Source organism: Heyndrickxia acidicola, from assembly GCF_001636425.1.
Taxonomy (GTDB): domain Bacteria; phylum Bacillota; class Bacilli; order Bacillales; family Bacillaceae_C; genus Bacillus_AE; species Bacillus_AE acidicola.
The window spans coordinates 595,766-616,178 of record NZ_KV440953.1; the positions used below are offsets into that span (position 1 = coordinate 595,766).

Genomic DNA, 20,413 nt, shown 5'->3' on the forward strand with positions numbered 1-20,413 from the left:
TCTTTTCGTAAACTCTTTGCTTTTATTTGCAAAAAAAGGTGAGAGGAGCAGTATTAATAAAAAAGCATGCAGCTTGATCTTCAAGTGATATTAATGGATAAATAACATCCTTAGCAAAATGATGGGTGGAGGGAGAGCAGTGGTCAGCTATGTTCCGCGCTTAGGCGATTTAATTGTTGTAAAGGGATTGACGTGGATAGGAATAGAAATTGAAAGTATTACAAAAAGCGAATACTCCCACGTTGCAGGGGTAGTTAAACCCAATGAACTCATTGAAGCAGCAGGCTTTAGGAAAACAGGATATCAGGGGTTGGATTATTATCAGGGGATGGCGGATATTTTTATCTGTCCTTCTATAACAGATGAACAGCGCGGAATCATAGTGGACTACGCCATACAACAAGTGGGCGGCCGTTATGACTACTTATTGATACTGTGGGAAGCTGTTCGTTATGTGACTCATGTTTTATTGCCGTATAAAGAAATGAAAAGCCGTATTTGTTCCACGCTCTGGTCGGATGCTTATTTAGCAGCAGGGATTGATTTATGTCCAGGAATAAAGTACCCGTCACCTGCCGATCTGGCTGTATCTAAAAGCTTGATTAAAATTGCTCCTTTATGATTATTGTTCTACTGAACTGAATAAATTTAAGGTAAAAAAATATAGGACAGCAGCCTTTCGTTATATAAAAAGAGGGCATGAATGGTTATGCCCTCTTCTTAATAAGACATGGGATTATATGCATTCTGGAGCAGTTTAACCTCTTTGTCCAAGACGAAATTAAGAATTTATTCTATACGCAATCGTTTCCCTTTTTCTTTTCCTACGCGAATGGTTAATAAACCATCTTCATAGTGAGCCTTTACCTTTTGTTCGTCAATGGGTTTGGCTAACGTAATGGTCCTCGATGTTTTTTGTAAAGAGTTTTTCTTGAAAATAAATTTTTCTTCAGTATCCTCGTTTACCTCGGTTTCAGTATTTTGAACGGTAATAGTAATATATTGCTGGAATACATCAATATCTATATGATCTTTTTTTACCCCGCTCAATTTAGCTGAAATAATGTATTCTTTCTCATTTTCATCCATCTGAATAGGGAAACCATTGAAAGGATAAGGGGAAGAAAAAAAATCGTCCATGTTTTGAAATAATCCCTTTACAGGTTTTTCTTGAAATAAATAATTCATACTGCGTATAAAATCCTGAAAAGGCTGCTGTATAGAAGATTTCTTTTGCTCATCAGGCAATTTATCTGTCACATTTAATTCTCCTCTCCGTTTGGGCATTTACACTCTATTCTATGAGGAAATAGGCGGAAAGGTGTTTTTACAGATTCCAATATTTTCTCTTTAACAACGAACGTTTATTCGTTAAAATGGATGATATGAGGTGAAGGAATGATGAAGAAAAAAAACCTTCAGGAAATGCTGCGTTTTCTTAAAGAAGATTCAGCTTTTAAAAATAAAATTCGGCATTGGCAAACGATTGAAGAGAGACCTTCTCAAACAGTTAAATTGCCAGATTTTATCCATGATAAAATAAAAAATGCCCTGATGCACCGAGGCATCGACAGTCTTTATACCCATCAGGAAACGGCCTTTCGTTATGCAATGGAAGGGAAGAGTTTTGTAGCCGTTACTCCAACCGCTTCTGGAAAAACACTTTGCTACAATTTACCGGTCCTTCAATCCATTATGGAAGATCCCTACGCCCGTGCCTTATATATGTTTCCAACAAAGGCTCTGGCACAGGATCAAAAAAGTGAAGTGAATGAAATCATTGAAGAAGCGGGAGTCCCAATCAACAGCTATACATACGATGGAGACACAGCTTCAAACATCCGGCAAAAAGTCCGGAAATCAGGCCAAATTGTTATTACAAACCCGGACATGCTTCATTCGGCAATTTTACCGCATCATACCAAATGGGTGGCTTTTTTTGAAAATCTAAAATATGTCATTATAGATGAACTCCATATATACAGAGGAGTGTTTGGGAGCCATGTATCGAATGTAATTCGGCGTCTAAAAAGAATTTGCCATTATTATGGAAGCAATCCCATTTTTATTTGTACTTCCGCAACAATAGCGAATCCACTGGAGCTCGCGGAAAAACTGACCGGAAAGCCTATGTTATTGGTCGATAATAATGGGGCTCCGAGCGGGCGTAAGCATTTTGTTTTTTATAATCCTCCTGTAGTCAATAAGCCTTTAAACATCCGGCGAAGTGCAACTTTAGAGGTAAGGGACCTTGCAGGAGAACTTTTAAAAAATAAAATACAGACCATTGTATTCGCAAGAAGCAGAGTGAGAGTGGAAATTATCCTGACATATCTTCAGGAATTAATTAAAAATAAACTGGGCGCAAAGTCCATCATGGGATACCGCGGCGGATACCTTCCTACCCAAAGGAGGAGAATAGAAGAAGGCTTAAGAAACGGGGATATTTACGGAGTAGTCAGCACGAATGCACTGGAGCTCGGAGTGGATATTGGCCAGCTTCAGGTATGTATCATGACGGGTTATCCCGGAACAATTGCGAGCGCCTGGCAGCAGGCAGGAAGAGCGGGACGGCGCCACGGTGAATCACTTGTTTTAATGGTCGCAAGCTCTTCTCCTCTTGATCAGTATATTATTGACCATCCTGAATTCTTCTTTGAACAAACACCTGAAACGGCCAGAATCAACCCTGATAATCTTGTCATCTTAGTGGATCATGTAAAGTGTGCGGCATATGAATTGCCTTTTAAGGAAGGGGACCGTTTTGGTGATGTGGAATTGGAGGATATACTGGAGTTTTTAACAGAGGAAAGAGTGCTTCATCGAAATGGTACTAAATGGCATTGGATGAATGATGCCTTCCCCGCACACAACATCAGTTTGCGTTCTGCCTCACAGGAAAATGTTGTGATTGTGGATATTTCTGAAACAGCCAATGTGAAAGTAATAGGAGAAATGGATCAATTCAGCGCGATGACTCTGCTTCATGATGAAGCCATCTATCTTCATCAGGGAATACAATATCAGGTTGAAGAGCTTGATTGGGAAGAAAAAAAAGCATTTGTCAGGGAAATCGATACGGATTATTATACCGATGCCAATCTTGCGGTGAATCTAAGTGTACTGGAAATTGATAAACAAGCAAGCTCCTCCTTCTCTGATATTGGGTATGGAGACGTAATGGTACGGGCTATGGCAACCATTTTTAAAAAAATTAAATTTAATACCCACGAAAATATCGGATCCGGTCCCATTCATCTTCCTGAACAAGAGCTTCATACCAATGGAACATGGTTCTCACTGAAAAAGGAGATGCCAAAGGAGCATCTTGAACAGGGTTTGATGGGAGCAGCACATGCATTAAAGGCGATTGTTCCTCTTTTTGTTATGTGTGATCCTCACGACATTCATGTCGTTCCGCAAGTAAAGGCGACACATAACGAAGCGCCTACGATTTTTCTGTATGACCGCTACCCGGGAGGAATAGGCTTAAGCCAAAAAGTATATGAAAATTTATCTGAAATTGGGTCTAGGGCAAAGGAAATGATTGATAGCTGTCCATGTACAGATGGCTGTCCATCCTGTATTGGCCTGGAAGCAAACGGAAATCAGGCAAAGGTGGCTGCATCTGAGCTTCTGGAATGGATGAAAGATGCTGCAAAGGAGTAAAGGTGATAAAAATTGTCATTAAAGAATAAACTAAGTCGTTTAAAGCCGCACATAGCCAGGGGAAAAATGGATTCACTGCCTGAGGGGGAAGTATCTTTAATACCAGCCAATCAAAAAAAAGAGATTCCTTTTTTAAGTGTTTGGGAAAAGGAAGGTGTCCAGCCATATTATTTTGATGATAATTTTTGCCTGGTCAGAGAAGTACACTATCCTATTACTCATCAGCATGGAAGATATTCGTTTAAGGCTTTTTTGGAAGCTATGAGTCATTGGCAGGCCTTTTCCGGCAGCCATCCACTATCTGCAAAAGGCTTTAAACCCTCTGATTTGTTTTTCTTTGATACAGAGACAACAGGATTAGGGGGCGGAGCCGGAAATACTATTTTTCTACTCGGATACGCTTTTTTTAGGCAGGACAAAATTATTTTGAAACAGCATATTCTCTACGAGCCGGGTTCGGAGGTGCCATTGTACCAAAGCTTTCTTGAGAACATAAACTACACCACGCTTGTGACCTATAATGGCAAAGCGTTTGACTGGCCTCAGGTTAAAACCAGGCACACCCTTGTAAGAGAGCATGTACCCAGACTCCCTCAGTTTGGTCATTTTGATTTATTTCACGCTTCCAGAAGGCTCTGGAAAGACCGCATGAAGTCGGTAAAACTCTCCAATGTGGAAAAGGAAATTTTGAAGTTTGAAAGGGATGGAGATATTCCCGGTTTTTTGGCTCCCATTATCTATTTTGACTTCGTCGAACGGAAGGATCCTGAGGGTTTATTGGGAGTTATAAAGCATAATGAGCATGATATTCTTTCCCTCATTACTTTATATACTCATTTGACTTTTCAAATTTTGCAAAAAGACCCCGGACAAACAACGGTGGAAAAAAGACTGATAGGCAAATGGTTTCATTACATTGGGGAAGAAGAAACCGCGGTTGCCGCATTAAAGGAAGCAGCAGATGAACAGGATCTACCTGCAAAGCATGATCTTGCTTTCCATTTAAAAAGAGCGGGGCAGTATGAAGAAGCAGGAAAGCTTTGGCTGGAAGTCTCAGAAAGCGGCGAAAGACCAATCCAAAAAGAAGCCTGCATTGAGCTTGCGAAGCTATATGAGCACCAATTTAAAGAGTTAAAAAAAGCCCTTGATTACACGAGCCTGGCATTGGCCATAAACGATGCAGAAATCAATGAACCTCTAAAACCAAGGCTGCGCTTTAAAAAAGACGCTGAAAAGAGGAAGGCAAGGCTTCAAAGAAAGGGGAAATGATCTTTGTATTTCCTGGGTAAGCGCAGTATTCGACTTTCGCAAAACAAAATACTGTTAATTTTTCACTGAATTGTCATTAAAAATTAATATTTATTTTCAAATTGGCAATTGTTTAAGTATGATTTAATCTGTAGTAATATGAAGGAATCAGTAATGTTTGTAAAGGTCGCTTTGAAAAATTAGCTGAAAAGTCTTTGGTTTCTCGTTTAAAAAGTTAAAAAATACTAAATCTGGATATTTTCTTGTCCAGCTCGGGTTGGAAAGATAAAAAAATCAATTCTTCCTTCTCCGCTGCCTAGTAGACTTCCGGTCTTCTCCCTGAGATAAGTCTCCATCAAAATATATCGCTTTTCGTGTATCCTTTATCTCAGTCGAAGCCCTAAAAAGTCTGTACGCCGTTAAACGTCGCCCTGCGCTTTTCGCGGTCACGATCATTTTACAACCAATTTTCTGAAATATATTATTTTATTTGGGTGGGCTGAGTAAATGTACCGTGCGTTATTTTTTCTCTTCTTTTTATTAATTGGATTGACTGCCATTATTTTTACAAGTTTACGTACTAGTGTCACTACTATGTTTTAAAAGAAACAAGAATCTCTGCAAAAATAGGTATTTTAATTAGTACATGTTCCCTCCTTTTCACATAGGTTATTAGTGTAGAAAGACAAAAGACTATTAACTTGAAAGGAGCTTGTTTCATGTTCCCTCATCATTGCGGAGCAAAAGTATTGCCGGCGGTTGTTCATCCTACAAAGTGCTGTGTGACGCACTCTCAAGAGACTTTTATCCAGCCTCATATTTATCCATCTCACACAACACATGTGAACCATCAAGTCATTCAGCATCAAAACTATTTTCCTCATACAGATTCTTTTGTAAATGAGGTAAATCAAGTAGCGGCGCCTCCTATGGCAGGTCCTGGATTTTTCCCTGGCGGTTATCCAGGTGGATTTCCAGGAGGATTTCCAAGAGGATAGTAAAGTTTAGCAAGGATGGGTCTCCATCCTTGTATTTTATTGGAATGAATAAATTTTTTTATTAGGCTTTGAAAAGTTTACGAAAAGAGCCTTTATAAAACATCTTTTAAAATAACGAGAGAAGCCAGAAAAAGTGTTTTAATGCTTTTTTAATGAAAAGGCTATAATATAGAAGAGAAAACAGAAACTGTTTTAATTAAAGTTACAGCATTAGCAGGATAAAAAAGATGTCTCTAAGAAACATTAATATATAACTGGCATGGGAGAGTATAAAAGTTGGCAAAGGTAACAGCGATTTCTGGTTACAAGCCCTTTGAACTGGGAATTTATAAAAACGACCATCCTGCAGTGAAATATATCAAAACAGCGATTAAACGCCATTTGTTGAATTTGCTTGACGAGGGCTTAGAATGGGTATTAATATCGGGGCAATTAGGTGTAGAGTGCTGGTCTGCCGAGGTAGTGCTTGAGCTTCAGGATGAATATCCCGATTTAAAACTGGCTATATTAACTCCATTTTTAGAGCAGGAGGAAAAATGGAGCGATCAAAACAAGGAGTATTATGAAATGATTTCAGCCCAGGCTGATTTCTATGAATCCATTTCAAGGCAGCCTTATCAAAGTCCCAGTCAATTTCAAGTGAAAAACAGGCTGTTTCTACATAAAAGCGATTGCCTAATTATGATGTATGATGAACAGCAGGAGGGATCCCCAAAATATTTCTTGGAGGAAGCAAGAAAGTATAAGGATACTATCCAATATGATATTAGGATAATTGACTTTTATGAATTACAGGTCATAATGGAAGAAGACCAATGGAATATGTAAACTATACATATTGACAAACAAATTTATTTTATGGAAAAATAAAGAATGATGTCTTGTGAAGTTGAGGTGAACTGAATATGTTATCGGATAAAGTGAAGCTGACAGCAAAGGACATTTTGGAAAAAGAGTTTAAAACGGCTGTCCGCGGTTATAGGCAGGAAGATGTAGACAAATTTTTGGATTTAGTAATTAAAGATTATGAAACATTTCATCAACTGATTGAGGATTTGCAGCAAGAGAATATGCGTTTGAAAAAACAAGCTGATGAACCGATGAGAAGACAGCCATCACAGCCAATGACAGGCACAACCAATTTTGATATTTTAAAAAGGTTGTCCAATCTTGAAAAACATGTTTTCGGCAGCAAATTAAATGACTGATATTTGAATGGAAATGGTTGAAAAAATTTCAAGTTGAAATTAAAAGGAAAGTTATATATAATATATAAGCGGTTAAGTTAATTAATAACGTTCGGGTAATCGCTGCAGCTTCGCGCTGTAGAGGAAAGTCCATGCTCACACGGTGCTGAGATGCCCGTAGTGTTCGTGCCTAGCGAATTCATAAGCTAGGGCATTCTGGTTTGAATAGATTGACTCTATTTCTACTGGATTGACGGCAGGGAAAACACCTAAGTCATTTTGATATGGTGTGACTACCTTTAAAGTGCCACAGTGACGTAGCTTTATGAGAAATCATAAAGGTGGAACGAGGTAAACCCCGCGAGTGAGCAACCCAAATAATGGTAGGGGCATCCTCTTGATGGAATTTGAACGGAGAGAGGGACAAGCCTTTGGCTTGTAGATAGATGGTTACCACCGGAGTATGAGACCGTACCTGGTCGTTTGTAATACAATGGAACAAAACATGGCTTACAGAACGTTATTTTGGGTACAAGTATACAAATCGAAAATGCTCTCCTTCCTTTTAGGGGGGCATTTATTATTGTCTTTAATTTAGTTTCAATTATATATGTTGAATGTAAGTTTTTGCTCTGGTGATTGGAGCAACAGGTAAAATTAACAGAGCTATTCGTTAAAAAACGCTATGTTTATAAAGTATACACCCTTAAAAACTGGGTGATGATAAAAAATAGTTGAATGGTATACGCATTGAATCAGGACAAAGTTAGGGTGGAAAACATGTCTACATATACATTAATTGCTACAGCTGCAATGGGTTTGGAGTCTCTTGTTGCCAAGGAAGTAAAGGCACTGGGATATGAATGCCAGGTTGAGAATGGGAAGGTTATCTACCAAGGTGACCACGCAGCGATAGCCCGCAGCAATCTGTGGCTCAGAACGGCTGACCGAGTAAAAATTAAGGTCGGTGAATTTAGGGTTTCGACATTTGATGAGCTATTTGAAAAAACAAAAGCATTGAATTGGGAACAGTTTTTACCCGAAAATGCGGAGTTCCCTGTTCAGGGGAAGTCAGTTAAGTCAAAGCTTTACAGTGTCCCGGACTGCCAGGCCATTGTTAAAAAGGCAGTTGTAGAAAGGCTGAAATCTCATTATAAAAGAGTTTCCTGGTTTGAAGAGTCTGGACCATTATTTAAGATAGAAGTATCCATTTTAAAGGATATTGCTACGATTACGTTAGATACAAGCGGGACAGGTTTGCATAAGCGCGGATACCGTGTCGGTCAGGGGGAGGCACCTTTAAAAGAAACTCTTGCCGCAGCGCTTGTTCAGCTGACTAATTGGCATCCTGACCGTCCTTTTTTCGATCCTTTTTGCGGTTCAGGAACCATTCCGATTGAGGCAGCATTAATTGGCCAAAACATTGCCCCAGGCTTTAATCGTGATTTTGTCTCTGAAGCCTGGAACTGGATTGACAATTCAGTTTGGAATCGTGCCCGGCAGGAAGTGGAAGACCTTGCGAAATATGATCAGCCCTTAAATATCGTTGGAACAGATATTGATCACAGAATGGTTGAAACGGCAAAAGGAAATGCTGTAGAAGCTGGTTTTGGAGACATGATTGAATTTAAGCAAATGCAGGTGACCGATTTTACAACGAAAGACGAATATGGCGTTCTTGTTGGAAATCCGCCCTACGGAGAAAGGCTCGGTGACCGAATGCAAGTCGAAAAAATGTATCAAGCAATGGGAAAAGCTTTTGAACCATTCGATACCTGGTCCTTCTATATTCTAACTTCAAATGAAAAATTTGAAGAATTGTATGGAAAAAAGGCTACTAAGAAACGAAAATTATTTAATGGCTTTATTCGTACAGATTTATATCAATATTGGGGAAAAAGACCGCCTAAACTTCAATAGCGCTGCATAATTAATTATGCTCCTGAGTATACTATGACATATTTGAAAATGTCAGGAGTGTTTAACGTGGAAACGTATTTTGATTACAACAGAATATCAAAAGCTCTGCAGTCCGCTTATGAAATTCTCAGTGAGGATGAAACGGTATCAGCTGAAGCCAGAGCATCCATTCTTGAAGCGGAACAGAGCTTGAGGGCTGCAATAAAATATGTGAGTATAAGAAACTAAGCTGCTTCCTCTAAAAACGCAAGTGATGAATCCACACTTGCGTTTTTATGTTGATTGTCAGGATTGCTTTTAACATGTTAGAGGATCAAATAAAGGTTACACAATAACAAAGTATGAGTATAGAATGATGTGGCAATAAACATATGAACTAAAGATTGTGGGTTAATGAAACATTCATAATGAGTATAGATTGAACTTATGGTTTTTTTATAAACTGGCTATTGATATCCGTTCTAATCAATAGAACAAAAACCACAAACCATCCAATTTTAAGTTCAACATATATAGTTTTGGAATGTTTCCATTATCACCAGTTTATATAATGCCATGAGTAATTTGTTGGGGGAACATCATGAATCGGAATTTACCATTTACTATATCAAAAAATGAATCATTTTATGAACGTTTAGGAGATTGGATTGGGGATGTATTTTACGACATCCTTCCAGAAAAAGGTTTTGAACTTAGAGATGAACAGGTCTATATGGCCTTTCAATTAGAAAAAGCGTTTAAAGAGAAAAAAGTTATTTTCGCTGAAGCAGGTGTAGGGACAGGAAAAACCATATCTTATCTCTTATATGCTTATTGTTATGCCAGATATAAAGGAATGCCTGCAGTAATTGCCTGTGCTGATGAAACGCTGATAGAACAGCTTGTTAAAAAAGAAGGGGACATTGAAAAGCTTGAGAGAGCGCTTGACATTAAAATGGATGTCCGTCTGGCAAAATCAAGAGATCAATACTTGTGCTTGAAAAAATTGGAGCATGCAGCGGGAAAATCTCAAGAAGAAAAATTCAAGGATATACAGCGCGGCTTGCCTAAATTTGTTTATGGACAGGCGTCAATGCTGTCATTTGATCGTTACGGGGATCGCAGAGATTATCCTGAGCTTACCGAAAATGATTGGAACGCTGTCGCATGGGATCCGCTGCAGGATTGTTTCTCCTGTGAACTAAGACATCGTTGCGGCCAAACACTTCACCGGGAACATTATCGTAAATCTGCGGATATTATAGTATGCTCTCATGATTTTTATATGGAGAATGTTTGGACAAAAGAGGCCAGAAAACGGGAGGGCCAGCTTCCGTTATTGCCTGAGGCCAGCTGTGTGGTCTTTGATGAAGGACATTTGTTGGAAATTGCCAGCCAAAAAGCACTCACATATCGAATATCTTCTGAAATGCTGGACAGGCTTTTAAATCGATTGACAGGAAATGAAGTACGGGATGAAACATTGTACTTAATTGAAGACGCCCTGCAGCTAAACGAGGATTTTTTCCGGCAAATGTCATACGAAGCGAAAGAAATTAAGGGATCCGACCGGTTTGAACTGGGCAAATCGAAGCACCTTTTAGAAGTCGCTAATTCATTGCGCAAAACAATTGATTCTCTTACAAATCAATTGGTGTATGAAAGTGAATTATTTGTCTTAAACGAATACGATCTCAAAATTGTAGATGAGTATCTTGATCAAATTTTATACTCTTTAAAGCTTTTCATTGAGGATAATAAGGGAATTGTTTGGTATGAACAAAACTCTTCAAGCCAGACGCTAGTGATCATGCCAAGACTCGTGGCAGATATTTTGAGAGAAGAGGTCTTTACTAAAAACATTCCATTTGTTTTTTCTTCTGCCACTTTATCAAATAAGGGAGATTTCTCTTATATAAGCAAAAGCTTGGGCATTGATAATTATGTCTCATTTACGGTTGATTCCCCATTTGATTATGAGGAGAATATGTCAATCTTTATCCATGAAAAAGCTAATTTGGAAGAAAAATGGAATGCGATACTAAGTCAATTAAATTCTGCTGGTGGCAAAAGTCTTATTCTGTTCCATACTAAACAAGCCATGCAGCAATTCAAGGAATATGTAGCTGCTGCAGGGAATCTGCCTTTTAGCGTTTTATTTGAAGGAGATTCGGAGATCAGCCGATTAGTAGAAAAGTTTCAACGGGAGAAAGAGACGGTTTTGTGCTCTTATCATTTATGGGAAGGGCTCGATATACCAGGTGAATCTTTGTCTAATGTTCTGATATATAGTCTTCCATTTCCTCCCCATGATCCTGTTTTCGAAGCAAGGAGGAAGAACAGTGTTTCCCCTTTTGAAGAAGTGGACATTCCATACATGCTTTTGAGACTCAAACAGGGGATTGGAAGATTAATCCGCACTTCAGCCGACAGGGGGGAAGTCCATATTTGGACTGAAAAAAATCAGCCTATAGAAGTTTCAAATGCTGTTCTAGACAGTTTTCCTGTTCAACCAACTTTTGTAAAGTAGGTTTAGTTAAAGGACACAAGCGAATTACTATTCAATCATAATGCACTATCAGTTTTAGTGTAAAAAGCGTAAAATACTGTACAACTCGGATATTTTTAAGGAAAGAAGGCCATTCTCTGGGATTGGCCTTTCTTCATGTATAAGAAAGCATAAAATGTTTTATTAAATAAATTAGGGGACTAAGGTTCTGTCTAGTTCCAGCACCTATTGGCTATCGGTTTTTTTAGTCTCCTCACTAAAATAAGTCAACATCAGTTCGAGAAATACCTCTCGCTATGTTTCCTTTATCTCAGTCGAAGACAATAAAATCCTTACGCCGATGAGCAAGGAGCTTATGCTTTTCTTCACTTTTTTCAGAACAGTATGATAAAATGAAGCATAGTGACTAATTTAGGGGGGCGAAGCGATGACAGCACAAATACAAGAGATAGAACGGGAGTTCCTTAGTTATGTAAAAAAAATACAGGCTTATACCGAAGCGCTTGGTTTGATTTATTGGGATCTGCGTACTGGTGCTCCTAAAAATGGTGTAGAGCAAAGAGCTGAAGTGATCGGCATTTTATCTTCTGAGGTTTTCCATATGTCAACTTCAGAGGAAATGGCAGCATACATAGCAAGTCTTTCAACTGAGCAACAGCAACTATCAGAAATTACTCAGAAGACATTGGAAGAATGCCAGAAAAACTATGAACGCAATAAAAAAATACCTGTAAATGAATTTAAGGAATATGTCATTCTTCAATCTAAAGCAGAAAGTGTATGGGAAGAGGCAAAATCAAAAGCAGATTTTTCATTGTTTGAGCCTTACCTTGAGAAAATAATCGATTATAAGAAAAAATTTATTGGATACTGGGGGAGCGGTGAAAATAAATATGACACCCTTTTGGATATGTACGAACCGGGTATGACAGTTACCATACTGGATCAGGTTTTTGATGATTTGAGAAAGTCCATTGTTGCGTTATTAAATCAAATTGAGCAATCTCCAAATAAGCCGGATACAGAGTTCCTTTACAGCCACTTTCCTAAGGACAACCAACGCGATTTCAGTTTGGAAATTCTGAGTCAAATGGGTTACGACTTTGCTTCGGGCAGGTTGGATGAAACTATACATCCTTTTGCAACAGGATTGAATCCAGGGGATGTAAGGGTTACAACACGTTATGATGAAAACGATTTTAGAACAGCTGTTTTTGGTACGATTCATGAAGGCGGCCACGCACTTTATGAACAAAATATATCAAAAGAGCTCATAGGGTCTCCTCTATGCGGCGGTACATCAATGGGTATCCATGAATCCCAGTCCTTGTTTTATGAAAATCTGGTTGGAAGGGATTACTCATTCTGGAAGAAGAATTATTCTAAACTGAAGGAATATGCAAACGGCCAGTTTGACTCGGTATCTCTTGAAGAATTTTATCATGCAATAAACGAATCACGGCCGTCATTCATTCGAATAGAAGCCGATATGCTGACGTATCCCCTGCATATTATCATTCGCTATGAAATTGAAAAAGGAATTTTTAACGATGAAATTCAAGTAAAAGATCTGCCTAAGATTTGGGATGATAAATATGAAGAATATTTAGGAATCAGGCCGTCTAATGATGCTGAAGGAATCTTGCAGGATGTCCATTGGGCAGGCGGAGATTTTGGTTATTTTCCTTCCTATGCACTTGGCTATATGTATGCAGCGCAGCTTAAACACGCGATGCTGAAGGATGTTCCTGGCTTTGATGAGCATCTGGCCAATGGCAACTTGGAACCGATCCGAGAGTGGTTGACTGCAAAAGTTCACCAATATGGAAAACTGAAAAAGCCGCTTGAAATCCTAAAGGATGTGACCGGTGAAGGACTAAACGCAAAATACTTAATCGAGTATCTGCAGGAAAAATATACAAATGTTTATCAACTGCAAGAATAATCTTTTTCCAATATTCTCTTTACAAAATCGCTGAACGCATGATAACATCGATGATACAACAAGATAGCATTCACTCATATAATCGCGGGGATATGGCCTGCAAGTATCTACCAGACTGCCGTAAATAGTCTGACTATGAGTGAGCAATGGCGAATTGGTTCATCCCATTTCATTATTCCTTTATGCATAAAGCCTAAAGGCATTGCTTCACTCATTTTTTTAATGATGAATGCAATGACCTGAGGGCTTATTTATTTTTCCTTTCAGGTCTCACCAAGGAATTAGAGGAGGAAATAGGAATGAAACTGCTGCAAAAAAAAATTGAAGAAGAAGGAATTGTATTATCATCGAATGTTTTAAAGGTTGATGCCTTTTTAAATCATCAGATAGATCCGCAATTAATGAAAGAGATTGGCAAGGAATTTGCATACAGATTTGCCAATGAAGGGATTACAAAAATCTTAACCATTGAATCGTCTGGGATTTCACCTGCGTTAATGGCAGGATTATATTTGGAGACTCCTGTTATATTTGCCCGTAAGAAAACCTCTTTAACACTAATCAATGACTTATGGACTGCAGAAGTTCATTCTTTTACAAAAAATGAAACAAATAAGATAGCTGTATCAAAGCACTATCTTACTGAAAGAGACCGGGTGTTGGTGATTGATGACTTTCTTGCAAACGGACAGGCTGTATTGGGGCTGATCAATATTGTTCAGCAGGCTGGCTCTTCACTTTCTGGTATTGGTATTGTCATTGAGAAATCTTTCCAAAACGGTAGAATGCTCTTGGAAGAAATGAATATTCGTGTAGAATCACTCGCTCGAGTAAAGTCTCTTGAAAATGGGAAAGTCGTTTTTCTTGAAGAGGAGGCTGTCGGTATATGAAAAAGTCATTTCAGTCCGTTGCACTGGGGTTTCAGCATGTACTGGCGATGTATGCGGGTGCTGTAGTCGTTCCCCTAGTTGTAGGCGGCGGAATTGGACTTTCGCCCATGCAGTTAACCTATCTTGTATCTATTGATATTTTTATGTGCGGTATCGCAACTATTTTACAGGTCTGGAAAAATCGATTTTTTGGAGTGGGGCTGCCGGTTGTTTTGGGTTGTACTTTCACTGCTGTAGGTCCAATGATCGCCATTGGTCATGAGTATGGTATTTCTTCCATCTATGGTTCCATTCTGGCTTCAGGACTGTTTGTCATATTAATCAGCAAGTATTTTGGTAAATTGGTCCGGTTTTTCCCTCCTGTTGTAACAGGCTCTGTTGTGACGATAATTGGCATTACATTAATCCCTGTGGCCATGAGTAATATGGCTGGGGGACAAGGAAGCAAGGATTTCGGTTCCGTATCCAACATCTCCCTTGCATTCGGGACATTGATTGTTATCATTCTTATTCAACGGTTTTCCACTGGTTTTATTCGAGCCGTTTCAATATTACTTGGGCTCATTGCAGGAACTGCTGCTGCAGAATTATTAGGAAAAGTTAATTTTTCTCCGGTAGCAAGTGCCAGTTGGTTCCATATTCCGGTGCCTCTATTTCTTGCAGTACCTTCGTTTCAATGGACAGGAATTTTAACAATGATCCTCGTTGCGATGGTCAGCCTTGTTGAATCCACTGGCGTTTACTTTGCTTTAAGCGACATTACAGGCAAGAGGTTAAGCGAAGAAGATATCATAAGGGGCTATAGAGCGGAAGGGCTTGCCATTATTCTGGGAGGACTTTTTAATGCCTTCCCTTACACGGCTTTTTCTCAAAATGTCGGGCTTGTTCAATTATCCGGCATTAAGAAAAACCAAATTATTTATTTGGTTGGCGGCTTTTTGCTCATATTAGGCCTGATCCCGAAAATAGGTGCTATGACTACCATCATTCCTTCAGCCGTTCTGGGCGGAGCCATGATTGCCATGTTTGGAATGGTTATTGCATCCGGGATCAAGATGCTAAGCAGGGTCGATTTTACTTCAAATGAAAATTTACTGATTATAGCTTGTTCAGTAGGGATGGGACTTGGTGTGACGGTCGTGCCAAATCTTTTTGCCCACCTTCCTCAAAGCGTTCAAATCTTGACGAGCAACGGAATCGTAATAGGAAGCTTAACAGCAATCCTATTAAATCTGGTATTTAATGCTGCAGCTAAACAAAAAGAAAAAGCCAGCTCATTAACCAGCAAGGCATCTTAGTGTTTAAAACTTTTAAGTAATACAACTCCCACATTTTAATTGAATAAGAATGTAAGAATGTCATCAGCATTTTCATGCAATTTTTGAAGATGGTGGTGACTTTTTTTATGAAGAAAAAAAGAATAACACTCAGAAATACAGGTACTAATGAGGATGAAAATTTACAGTATAATTTTACACTTGAACAGGCATTTGACTATTTTGTATCAGCTAAAAAAGCAGAGGGTACAAGAAAAAATACGGTTCGAATATATTATGAAAACTTTGGGATATTTAGCAAGTGGTTTAGAAATGAATATCCTGATTATACAAAAGCAAATGATTTAACGACTCCAATCATTCGTGAATATCTAAATTACTTAAAAGAAGAAAGGTTTAACCTAAAAACTAAAGAATATGGATTGTCTGATCAAACCCTGAATGCTAGGTTAAGATTTTTAAAAACATTTTATAACTTTCTTCACAAAGAGGATATCGTTTCTGAAAATCCAGCGGAAAAAATCAAATTAATTAGAATGGATGAGCGAAAGTTCACGCCCTTAACAGAAGAAGAAATGGTTCGTTTAATGAGTATTCCTGACAAAAAACAATATCCTCAATTTCGAGATTTCGTTTTGATGAATCTTTTATACGATACAGCGATGAGGATTTTTGAGGCAGTTCACATAACTGTTGATGATCTCGATTTAAAAGGCAGAAGAATTCTTTTGCCTGCTGAAATAACTAAGGGAAGGAAGACAAGAATTATTCCTCTTTCGAACCATGTAATCAAACTGTTAATTGAACTGATAAGTGAAAATGAAGCTAACTTTGAAAATAAGAGTATCTTTTTGAACTGGTACGGTGAGCAATTGAATGAAGATACCTTTAGAAGAAATTTGAAGAGGTATTTAAATAAGGCTAATATCGATAAACAATTCTCCTGTCATGACTTTAGAAGACAGTCGATAACTGAAATGTTAAAGAATGGAGCTTCGATATGGGCTGTTCAATCTATTTGTGGCCATAGCCAGATTACTACAACCAAGAAATACGTACATTTCGATGAACAGACAATCAAGAACCAGCATGAACTATATAGTCCAGTGGTTAAAATGCGTATTAACAACAAAAGGAAATAACAAGGGGAGAGATGAAGGTGTACTTAAACAACTTAGACAAGCTTACCAGGAAATCCATTGCTTTGAGTAAGGTAATTAAACATTGTCAGTCGGTAATAAGTCTTAAAGGGTGTCCCGATGACTCAGAGATTGAATTAAGTAGAGCTTTATTAAACATCGTTTATAAGGAGATTCATAAAACAAGAAAATAAAAAAGAGGCCTGTGCTGTAACACAGAACCTCTCTTTGTATAAACCTATAGAAGGCCCATACAACCCTAAACATAGTCTAACACATTTTTTAGAAATTTCAAGTGATAGGCTTATTTGAGTATGGCCTTCTACAGGAAAAATTGTAGGAGGTTTTCTTATGTCTAAAAAAGCAATAAAAGTAATAGCAGATACCAGTAGTTATGAAAATTTGTCATCTTTCGATTGTATAGAGGATCTTAATAAGACTGTTAGAAAATATCGTGATCTCATTAAAGCTTCTGTAAAGCGTTCTGATTTAAAGGGTAGACTCATAATCTTACTGGAACTTTTAAAACGCCACAGTTGTAAGCAAATTGGTGTGAGCTATATGTGTAAGAACACAATAGCAAACATAATGGAACTGTCTTATAAAACTGTACAACGGTTAATGAAGAAGCTTGAAGAACTTGGCATTATCCGTCAAATAGCTATGAAACGGAAAAAAAGTATGCTGCAAACGTCTAACGCAATCATCATTCAACCTATCCAAGAAGAAGTGTCCAACAAGGATACTGTTGAAAAGGGAGATAAGTGTCCTACCTTATTTAAAACAAAAACTACTACTCTAAAACAAAAGATTAATAGATTACGTACATACGAAACTGTTATACAACATAACGATAAAAATTCATTCAATGATCTACCTGTAGAATTTTGTTCTGATCGAATACCAAAAGAGTTTGTAAAATTGATGAGCTATTATTTCAATAAGGCTTTTCAGATTGATGAATTCTACAAATGTTACATGCTGGTCTGTGATAAATACAATCAACAAGAAAGTTACTGTATCAATATTGCATTGGATTCATTTAGGCAGCTCATCCGTAAAATGAAGAGGTCCACTATAAATAATCCTTTTGGATTCTATACAAGAATTTTGCAGAAGAAAATGAAGGGGATATATATTCGTAGTCAGTTGCTAAATAATTAATAAAAAATGACCGCAGCTTTGTGCAGTCATTCTCCTCCATCAACCAGCACCAGTAATTCACTTAATTCAATATTAAGTGTTTCGCAAACTTTACCAAGTGTACTTCTCTCATATCTAATTGTAGTGTCGTTATATAATCTTCTTAGCGTTTCGAACGGTATTTCTGTCTGAGCAGACAAAGCTCTTATCGACATGCCTTTTTCATCTAAGAGCCTTTTTAATTCTGATTTCACACGTTTCCCCATTAAAATCCACCCTTATTTCCAAGATAAAATAATAATACCATAAATATTTCAAAAAGTTATTGACTACGTTATTTAGTCATCGTATTATTGAATTAGGAAGTAAAAGGTAAAGTGTTATTAAATAGAAATAGTGTTACAAGCATTGCTAGAGCCTTAATTGGAACATAAAAAGGAAAGTCTGCAACTTCAGGTACATACAACATCCAGCCTTTAATTGACCGTCCTACACAATAGGAGGCTGATTTAAAATTTATATTTTAAAATACGGAAACGGAATAGGGGAGAATATAAAATGAATACTCAAACAGCAACTAATGGTGTAGTTTATGGTCAATTAAAGTTGGATGTTAAATCAGTATCGAATTTATCTTTTATAGATGATTACTTCTTGTCAGTGGAACCTAATATGTTAATCTCGAATACTTCAAAGCAATCATTTATGGTAAATGTTGAAGACTTGTTCATAGAGGCCAAAGCGAATGTGAGTGAGGCAGAGGTAAGTTTATCAATATCATTACCAGTGGAAAGCTTAGATGAGAGTGCGGCATTATTTGAGGCAAATTCAAAACTAAATGATTTGAATATAAGATTACCTTATATTGTACTAACTGATATCATTGGAAATCTAACACTATGCGAAGTTCCTGATCAAGCTAAAATTGAATGGGAATCATTCTTTATCTAAATAAAAAATGGTGATTTTTATAAGCATTGCTTTGGCGGGCGGATGCTCATAAAAATCACCATGTTATAAATATAATTATGTAAAATTAACAAATAAATGTCAAAAAAACATTGACTATCTTTGACATAACGGATAATATGGAAATAAGAAACAAATTTACAAATCACAAAACAGGCATTATCTATGCCTTATTTTTAAAAACTATGTTATTTTACAATTTATGACTGCTTATCTAGTATCTAATTTCGGTTAGATAACAGTTAATCTATGTCCCTATTATACTTAGTGGATATTTAAAAATCAAGTACTAATTTATAAATTTTTGAAGGGAGGTGAAACAAATGGAAATTAGTACTTGATTTAGCATTTATATACGATGTCACCCTACATAGAAAACTTCAGAGTTTAAACTTGCCACTACTCACAGAAGCCGTAAGCCTACAAAATAAAAAGTTCTGGCTTTACCAACGTACACCACAAGTCCAACAGATCATGAGTAATCATAAATAGTATCCAAATATGCAAATATACAGAAGGGAGTAATAATGAAGAAAAAAAGTTATACCTACAGTGAATTGGTTGATTACCTAAAGTTTAATGACGAAGAAACCAATCTGTATATGCCGAATGAAATATTTGATGATTTAAAGAGTCTCAACATAAAGCCAACTCCACACCTGGCATTTACCTATACATATTATTACTTCATTACTTGGTTATACAGATACACTAAGTTTGAGCATACCAAAATACTTACTCGAAACATAAAAGAAGTACTGGGTTATAAGCCTGATTATGAAAAAATTGATTACATAATAAAGAAAAATGGGCTCCTTGACAATGCTAGTTATACAGAGACAACAACAAACTACCCAGCTTATTGGGAATTTGATGAATGGGAGAATTTAAAGTTTGTTCTCCTTAGTGAATTAGACGCAGAAGTCAAATCACTTGGAGAATGTCTGGGAGCTAATTATAAAGTTAAGATACCAGTCAAACACGTACATAGAAGCGTTGAATCAAATGAGGATGGTTATGAAGATGGAGTGTTTTATGATGTTTCTAATACCCATCACATACCATTTGAAGTGTTCTTATTTAGCATGACGAATCAGGATATAGGCTGCACAGGATTTTATTTATATGGATACTTAAAATGCAAAAATCAACTATTTAGCAATGGATATGATGTTTCTTTACCTAAATTAGCAGCAGAAACAGGAATTAAACCTAGAACACTTGATAACTATTTAGATGCCCTCAGAAGACACAGAATGATTAAAGGAATAGTTAACCAAGAGTTCATTATTGATTTTGAAGGTGAAGGAAAGGCTAACACATACATAACGAATAAATTTACATCTTTCTCTGATATAGAGATTACATACGAAAAACGAAAAGTAACAAATATGGCAGCTATACAACTTAAAAAGGAAAAGGAACTTGAGTTAGAGCAACAAGTTGAAGATGCCCTGGATAACTTAGATGAACTATTTGCGTAAGATTTAAAGACATAAAACCCCCAAAAATTGCGGTACATATAACATATAATATAAAA

18 protein-coding genes, 1 other RNA gene and 1 riboswitch are annotated in these 20,413 nt (G+C 37.3%); of the genes, 17 read left to right on the top strand and 2 right to left on the bottom strand.

Annotation, left to right across the window (positions count from 1 at the left end):
- The first annotated feature begins 139 nt into the window (after window positions 1-139).
- Window positions 140-622 carry a C40 family peptidase gene (locus A5N88_RS02795; RefSeq protein ID WP_066262785.1) on the top strand — a complete coding sequence of 161 codons (483 nt, stop codon included), beginning with the start codon at window positions 140-142 and terminating at the stop codon, window positions 620-622.
- A gap of 167 nt (window positions 623-789) precedes the next feature.
- Here the strand turns inward: A5N88_RS02795 and A5N88_RS02800 are convergent, their stop codons facing one another.
- The gene (locus tag A5N88_RS02800) at window positions 790-1,260 is read right to left on the bottom strand and encodes an Hsp20/alpha crystallin family protein (RefSeq protein ID WP_232317508.1); all 471 of its coding nucleotides are present in this window, start codon (window positions 1,258-1,260) and stop codon (window positions 790-792) included.
- A 138-nt stretch (window positions 1,261-1,398) separates the two neighbouring features.
- Between A5N88_RS02800 and A5N88_RS02805 the strand changes: the two genes are divergently transcribed.
- The 14 genes from A5N88_RS02805 (at window position 1,399) to A5N88_RS02865 (ending at window position 17,925) form a co-directional block, all read left to right on the top strand.
- Window positions 1,399-3,669 (top strand): DEAD/DEAH box helicase, encoded by a 2,271-nt coding sequence (locus A5N88_RS02805; protein ID WP_066262796.1) that lies wholly within the window; start codon window positions 1,399-1,401, stop codon window positions 3,667-3,669.
- Window positions 3,670-3,681: 12 nt separating this feature from the next.
- On the top strand, window positions 3,682-4,938 hold the full coding sequence (locus A5N88_RS02810) for a ribonuclease H-like domain-containing protein (RefSeq protein WP_066262800.1): 1,257 nt from the start codon (window positions 3,682-3,684) through the stop codon (window positions 4,936-4,938).
- A gap of 698 nt (window positions 4,939-5,636) precedes the next feature.
- Window positions 5,637-5,915 (top strand): CotD family spore coat protein, encoded by a 279-nt coding sequence (locus tag A5N88_RS02815; RefSeq protein WP_066262803.1) that lies wholly within the window; start codon window positions 5,637-5,639, stop codon window positions 5,913-5,915.
- 276 nt (window positions 5,916-6,191) lie between these two features.
- The gene (locus A5N88_RS02820; RefSeq protein ID WP_066262806.1) at window positions 6,192-6,743 is read left to right on the top strand and encodes an SLOG family protein; all 552 of its coding nucleotides are present in this window, start codon (window positions 6,192-6,194) and stop codon (window positions 6,741-6,743) included.
- 77 nt (window positions 6,744-6,820) lie between these two features.
- Window positions 6,821-7,123, top strand: a complete 303-nt coding sequence (gpsB, locus tag A5N88_RS02825) for a cell division regulator GpsB (RefSeq protein WP_066262808.1) — start codon at window positions 6,821-6,823, stop codon at window positions 7,121-7,123.
- Between the two features lie 87 nt (window positions 7,124-7,210).
- An RNA gene (rnpB, locus tag A5N88_RS02830) (RNase P RNA component class B) lies at window positions 7,211-7,620 on the top strand.
- Window positions 7,621-7,882: 262 nt separating this feature from the next.
- Window positions 7,883-9,022, top strand: coding sequence for a THUMP domain-containing class I SAM-dependent RNA methyltransferase (locus A5N88_RS02835; protein WP_066262811.1), 1,140 nt, complete (start codon window positions 7,883-7,885; stop codon window positions 9,020-9,022).
- A 66-nt stretch (window positions 9,023-9,088) separates the two neighbouring features.
- Window positions 9,089-9,250, top strand: a complete 162-nt coding sequence (locus A5N88_RS24650; RefSeq protein ID WP_157090582.1) for a hypothetical protein — start codon at window positions 9,089-9,091, stop codon at window positions 9,248-9,250.
- 352 nt (window positions 9,251-9,602) lie between these two features.
- A complete protein-coding gene (locus A5N88_RS02840) occupies window positions 9,603-11,531 on the top strand; it encodes an ATP-dependent DNA helicase (protein ID WP_066262813.1) in 1,929 nt (642 codons plus the stop codon).
- Window positions 11,532-11,937: 406 nt separating this feature from the next.
- Window positions 11,938-13,455 (top strand): carboxypeptidase M32, encoded by a 1,518-nt coding sequence (locus A5N88_RS02845; RefSeq protein WP_066262819.1) that lies wholly within the window; start codon window positions 11,938-11,940, stop codon window positions 13,453-13,455.
- A 54-nt stretch (window positions 13,456-13,509) separates the two neighbouring features.
- A riboswitch (purine riboswitch) is annotated at window positions 13,510-13,611 on the top strand.
- Window positions 13,612-13,754: 143 nt separating this feature from the next.
- Window positions 13,755-14,345 carry a xanthine phosphoribosyltransferase gene (locus tag A5N88_RS02850; protein ID WP_066262821.1) on the top strand — a complete coding sequence of 197 codons (591 nt, stop codon included), beginning with the start codon at window positions 13,755-13,757 and terminating at the stop codon, window positions 14,343-14,345.
- Complete coding sequence (locus A5N88_RS02855; RefSeq protein WP_066262824.1) at window positions 14,342-15,643, top strand: nucleobase:cation symporter-2 family protein; 1,302 nt, start codon at window positions 14,342-14,344, stop codon at window positions 15,641-15,643. The genes A5N88_RS02850 and A5N88_RS02855 overlap by 4 nt, the downstream gene beginning before the upstream one ends.
- Window positions 15,644-15,750: 107 nt before the next feature.
- Window positions 15,751-16,764 carry a tyrosine-type recombinase/integrase gene (locus A5N88_RS02860; RefSeq protein WP_066262826.1) on the top strand — a complete coding sequence of 338 codons (1,014 nt, stop codon included), beginning with the start codon at window positions 15,751-15,753 and terminating at the stop codon, window positions 16,762-16,764.
- A 348-nt stretch (window positions 16,765-17,112) separates the two neighbouring features.
- Window positions 17,113-17,925: a helix-turn-helix domain-containing protein gene (locus A5N88_RS02865; RefSeq protein WP_066262828.1), complete on the top strand. Its 813-nt coding sequence runs from the start codon at window positions 17,113-17,115 to the stop codon at window positions 17,923-17,925.
- Between the two features lie 26 nt (window positions 17,926-17,951).
- Here A5N88_RS02865 and A5N88_RS02870 read toward each other — a convergent pair whose 3' ends face one another.
- Complete coding sequence (locus A5N88_RS02870) at window positions 17,952-18,170, bottom strand: helix-turn-helix domain-containing protein (protein ID WP_066262830.1); 219 nt, start codon at window positions 18,168-18,170, stop codon at window positions 17,952-17,954.
- Window positions 18,171-18,462: 292 nt separating this feature from the next.
- Here A5N88_RS02870 and A5N88_RS02875 point away from each other — a divergent pair, with 292 nt between their 5' ends.
- Together A5N88_RS02875 and A5N88_RS02880 are read left to right on the top strand one after the other, a co-directional pair.
- Window positions 18,463-18,855: a hypothetical protein gene (locus tag A5N88_RS02875; protein WP_066262833.1), complete on the top strand. Its 393-nt coding sequence runs from the start codon at window positions 18,463-18,465 to the stop codon at window positions 18,853-18,855.
- A 545-nt stretch (window positions 18,856-19,400) separates the two neighbouring features.
- Window positions 19,401-20,357, top strand: coding sequence for a hypothetical protein (locus A5N88_RS02880; RefSeq protein ID WP_066262835.1), 957 nt, complete (start codon window positions 19,401-19,403; stop codon window positions 20,355-20,357).
- The last annotated feature ends 56 nt before the right edge of the window (window positions 20,358-20,413 follow it).

Excerpts from the sequence above, each read along its gene's own strand:
- A5N88_RS02875 (WP_066262833.1), top strand. The coding sequence starts at position 18,463 with ATGAATACTCAAACAGCAACTAATGGTGTAGTTTATGGTCAATTAAAG.
- A5N88_RS02840 (WP_066262813.1), top strand. The coding sequence starts at position 9,603 with ATGAATCGGAATTTACCATTTACTATATCAAAAAATGAATCATTTTAT.
- A5N88_RS02850 (WP_066262821.1), top strand. The coding sequence starts at position 13,755 with ATGAAACTGCTGCAAAAAAAAATTGAAGAAGAAGGAATTGTATTATCA.
- A5N88_RS02855 (WP_066262824.1), top strand. The coding sequence starts at position 14,342 with ATGAAAAAGTCATTTCAGTCCGTTGCACTGGGGTTTCAGCATGTACTG.
- A5N88_RS02815 (WP_066262803.1), top strand. The coding sequence starts at position 5,637 with ATGTTCCCTCATCATTGCGGAGCAAAAGTATTGCCGGCGGTTGTTCAT.
- A5N88_RS02870 (WP_066262830.1), bottom strand. The coding sequence starts at position 18,170 with ATGGGGAAACGTGTGAAATCAGAATTAAAAAGGCTCTTAGATGAAAAA.
- A5N88_RS02880 (WP_066262835.1), top strand. The coding sequence starts at position 19,401 with ATGAAGAAAAAAAGTTATACCTACAGTGAATTGGTTGATTACCTAAAG.
- A5N88_RS02835 (WP_066262811.1), top strand. The coding sequence starts at position 7,883 with ATGTCTACATATACATTAATTGCTACAGCTGCAATGGGTTTGGAGTCT.
- A5N88_RS02865 (WP_066262828.1), top strand. The coding sequence starts at position 17,113 with ATGTCTAAAAAAGCAATAAAAGTAATAGCAGATACCAGTAGTTATGAA.
- A5N88_RS02860 (WP_066262826.1), top strand. The coding sequence starts at position 15,751 with ATGAAGAAAAAAAGAATAACACTCAGAAATACAGGTACTAATGAGGAT.
- gpsB (WP_066262808.1), top strand. The coding sequence starts at position 6,821 with ATGTTATCGGATAAAGTGAAGCTGACAGCAAAGGACATTTTGGAAAAA.
- A5N88_RS02805 (WP_066262796.1), top strand. The coding sequence starts at position 1,399 with ATGATGAAGAAAAAAAACCTTCAGGAAATGCTGCGTTTTCTTAAAGAA.
- A5N88_RS02845 (WP_066262819.1), top strand. The coding sequence starts at position 11,938 with ATGACAGCACAAATACAAGAGATAGAACGGGAGTTCCTTAGTTATGTA.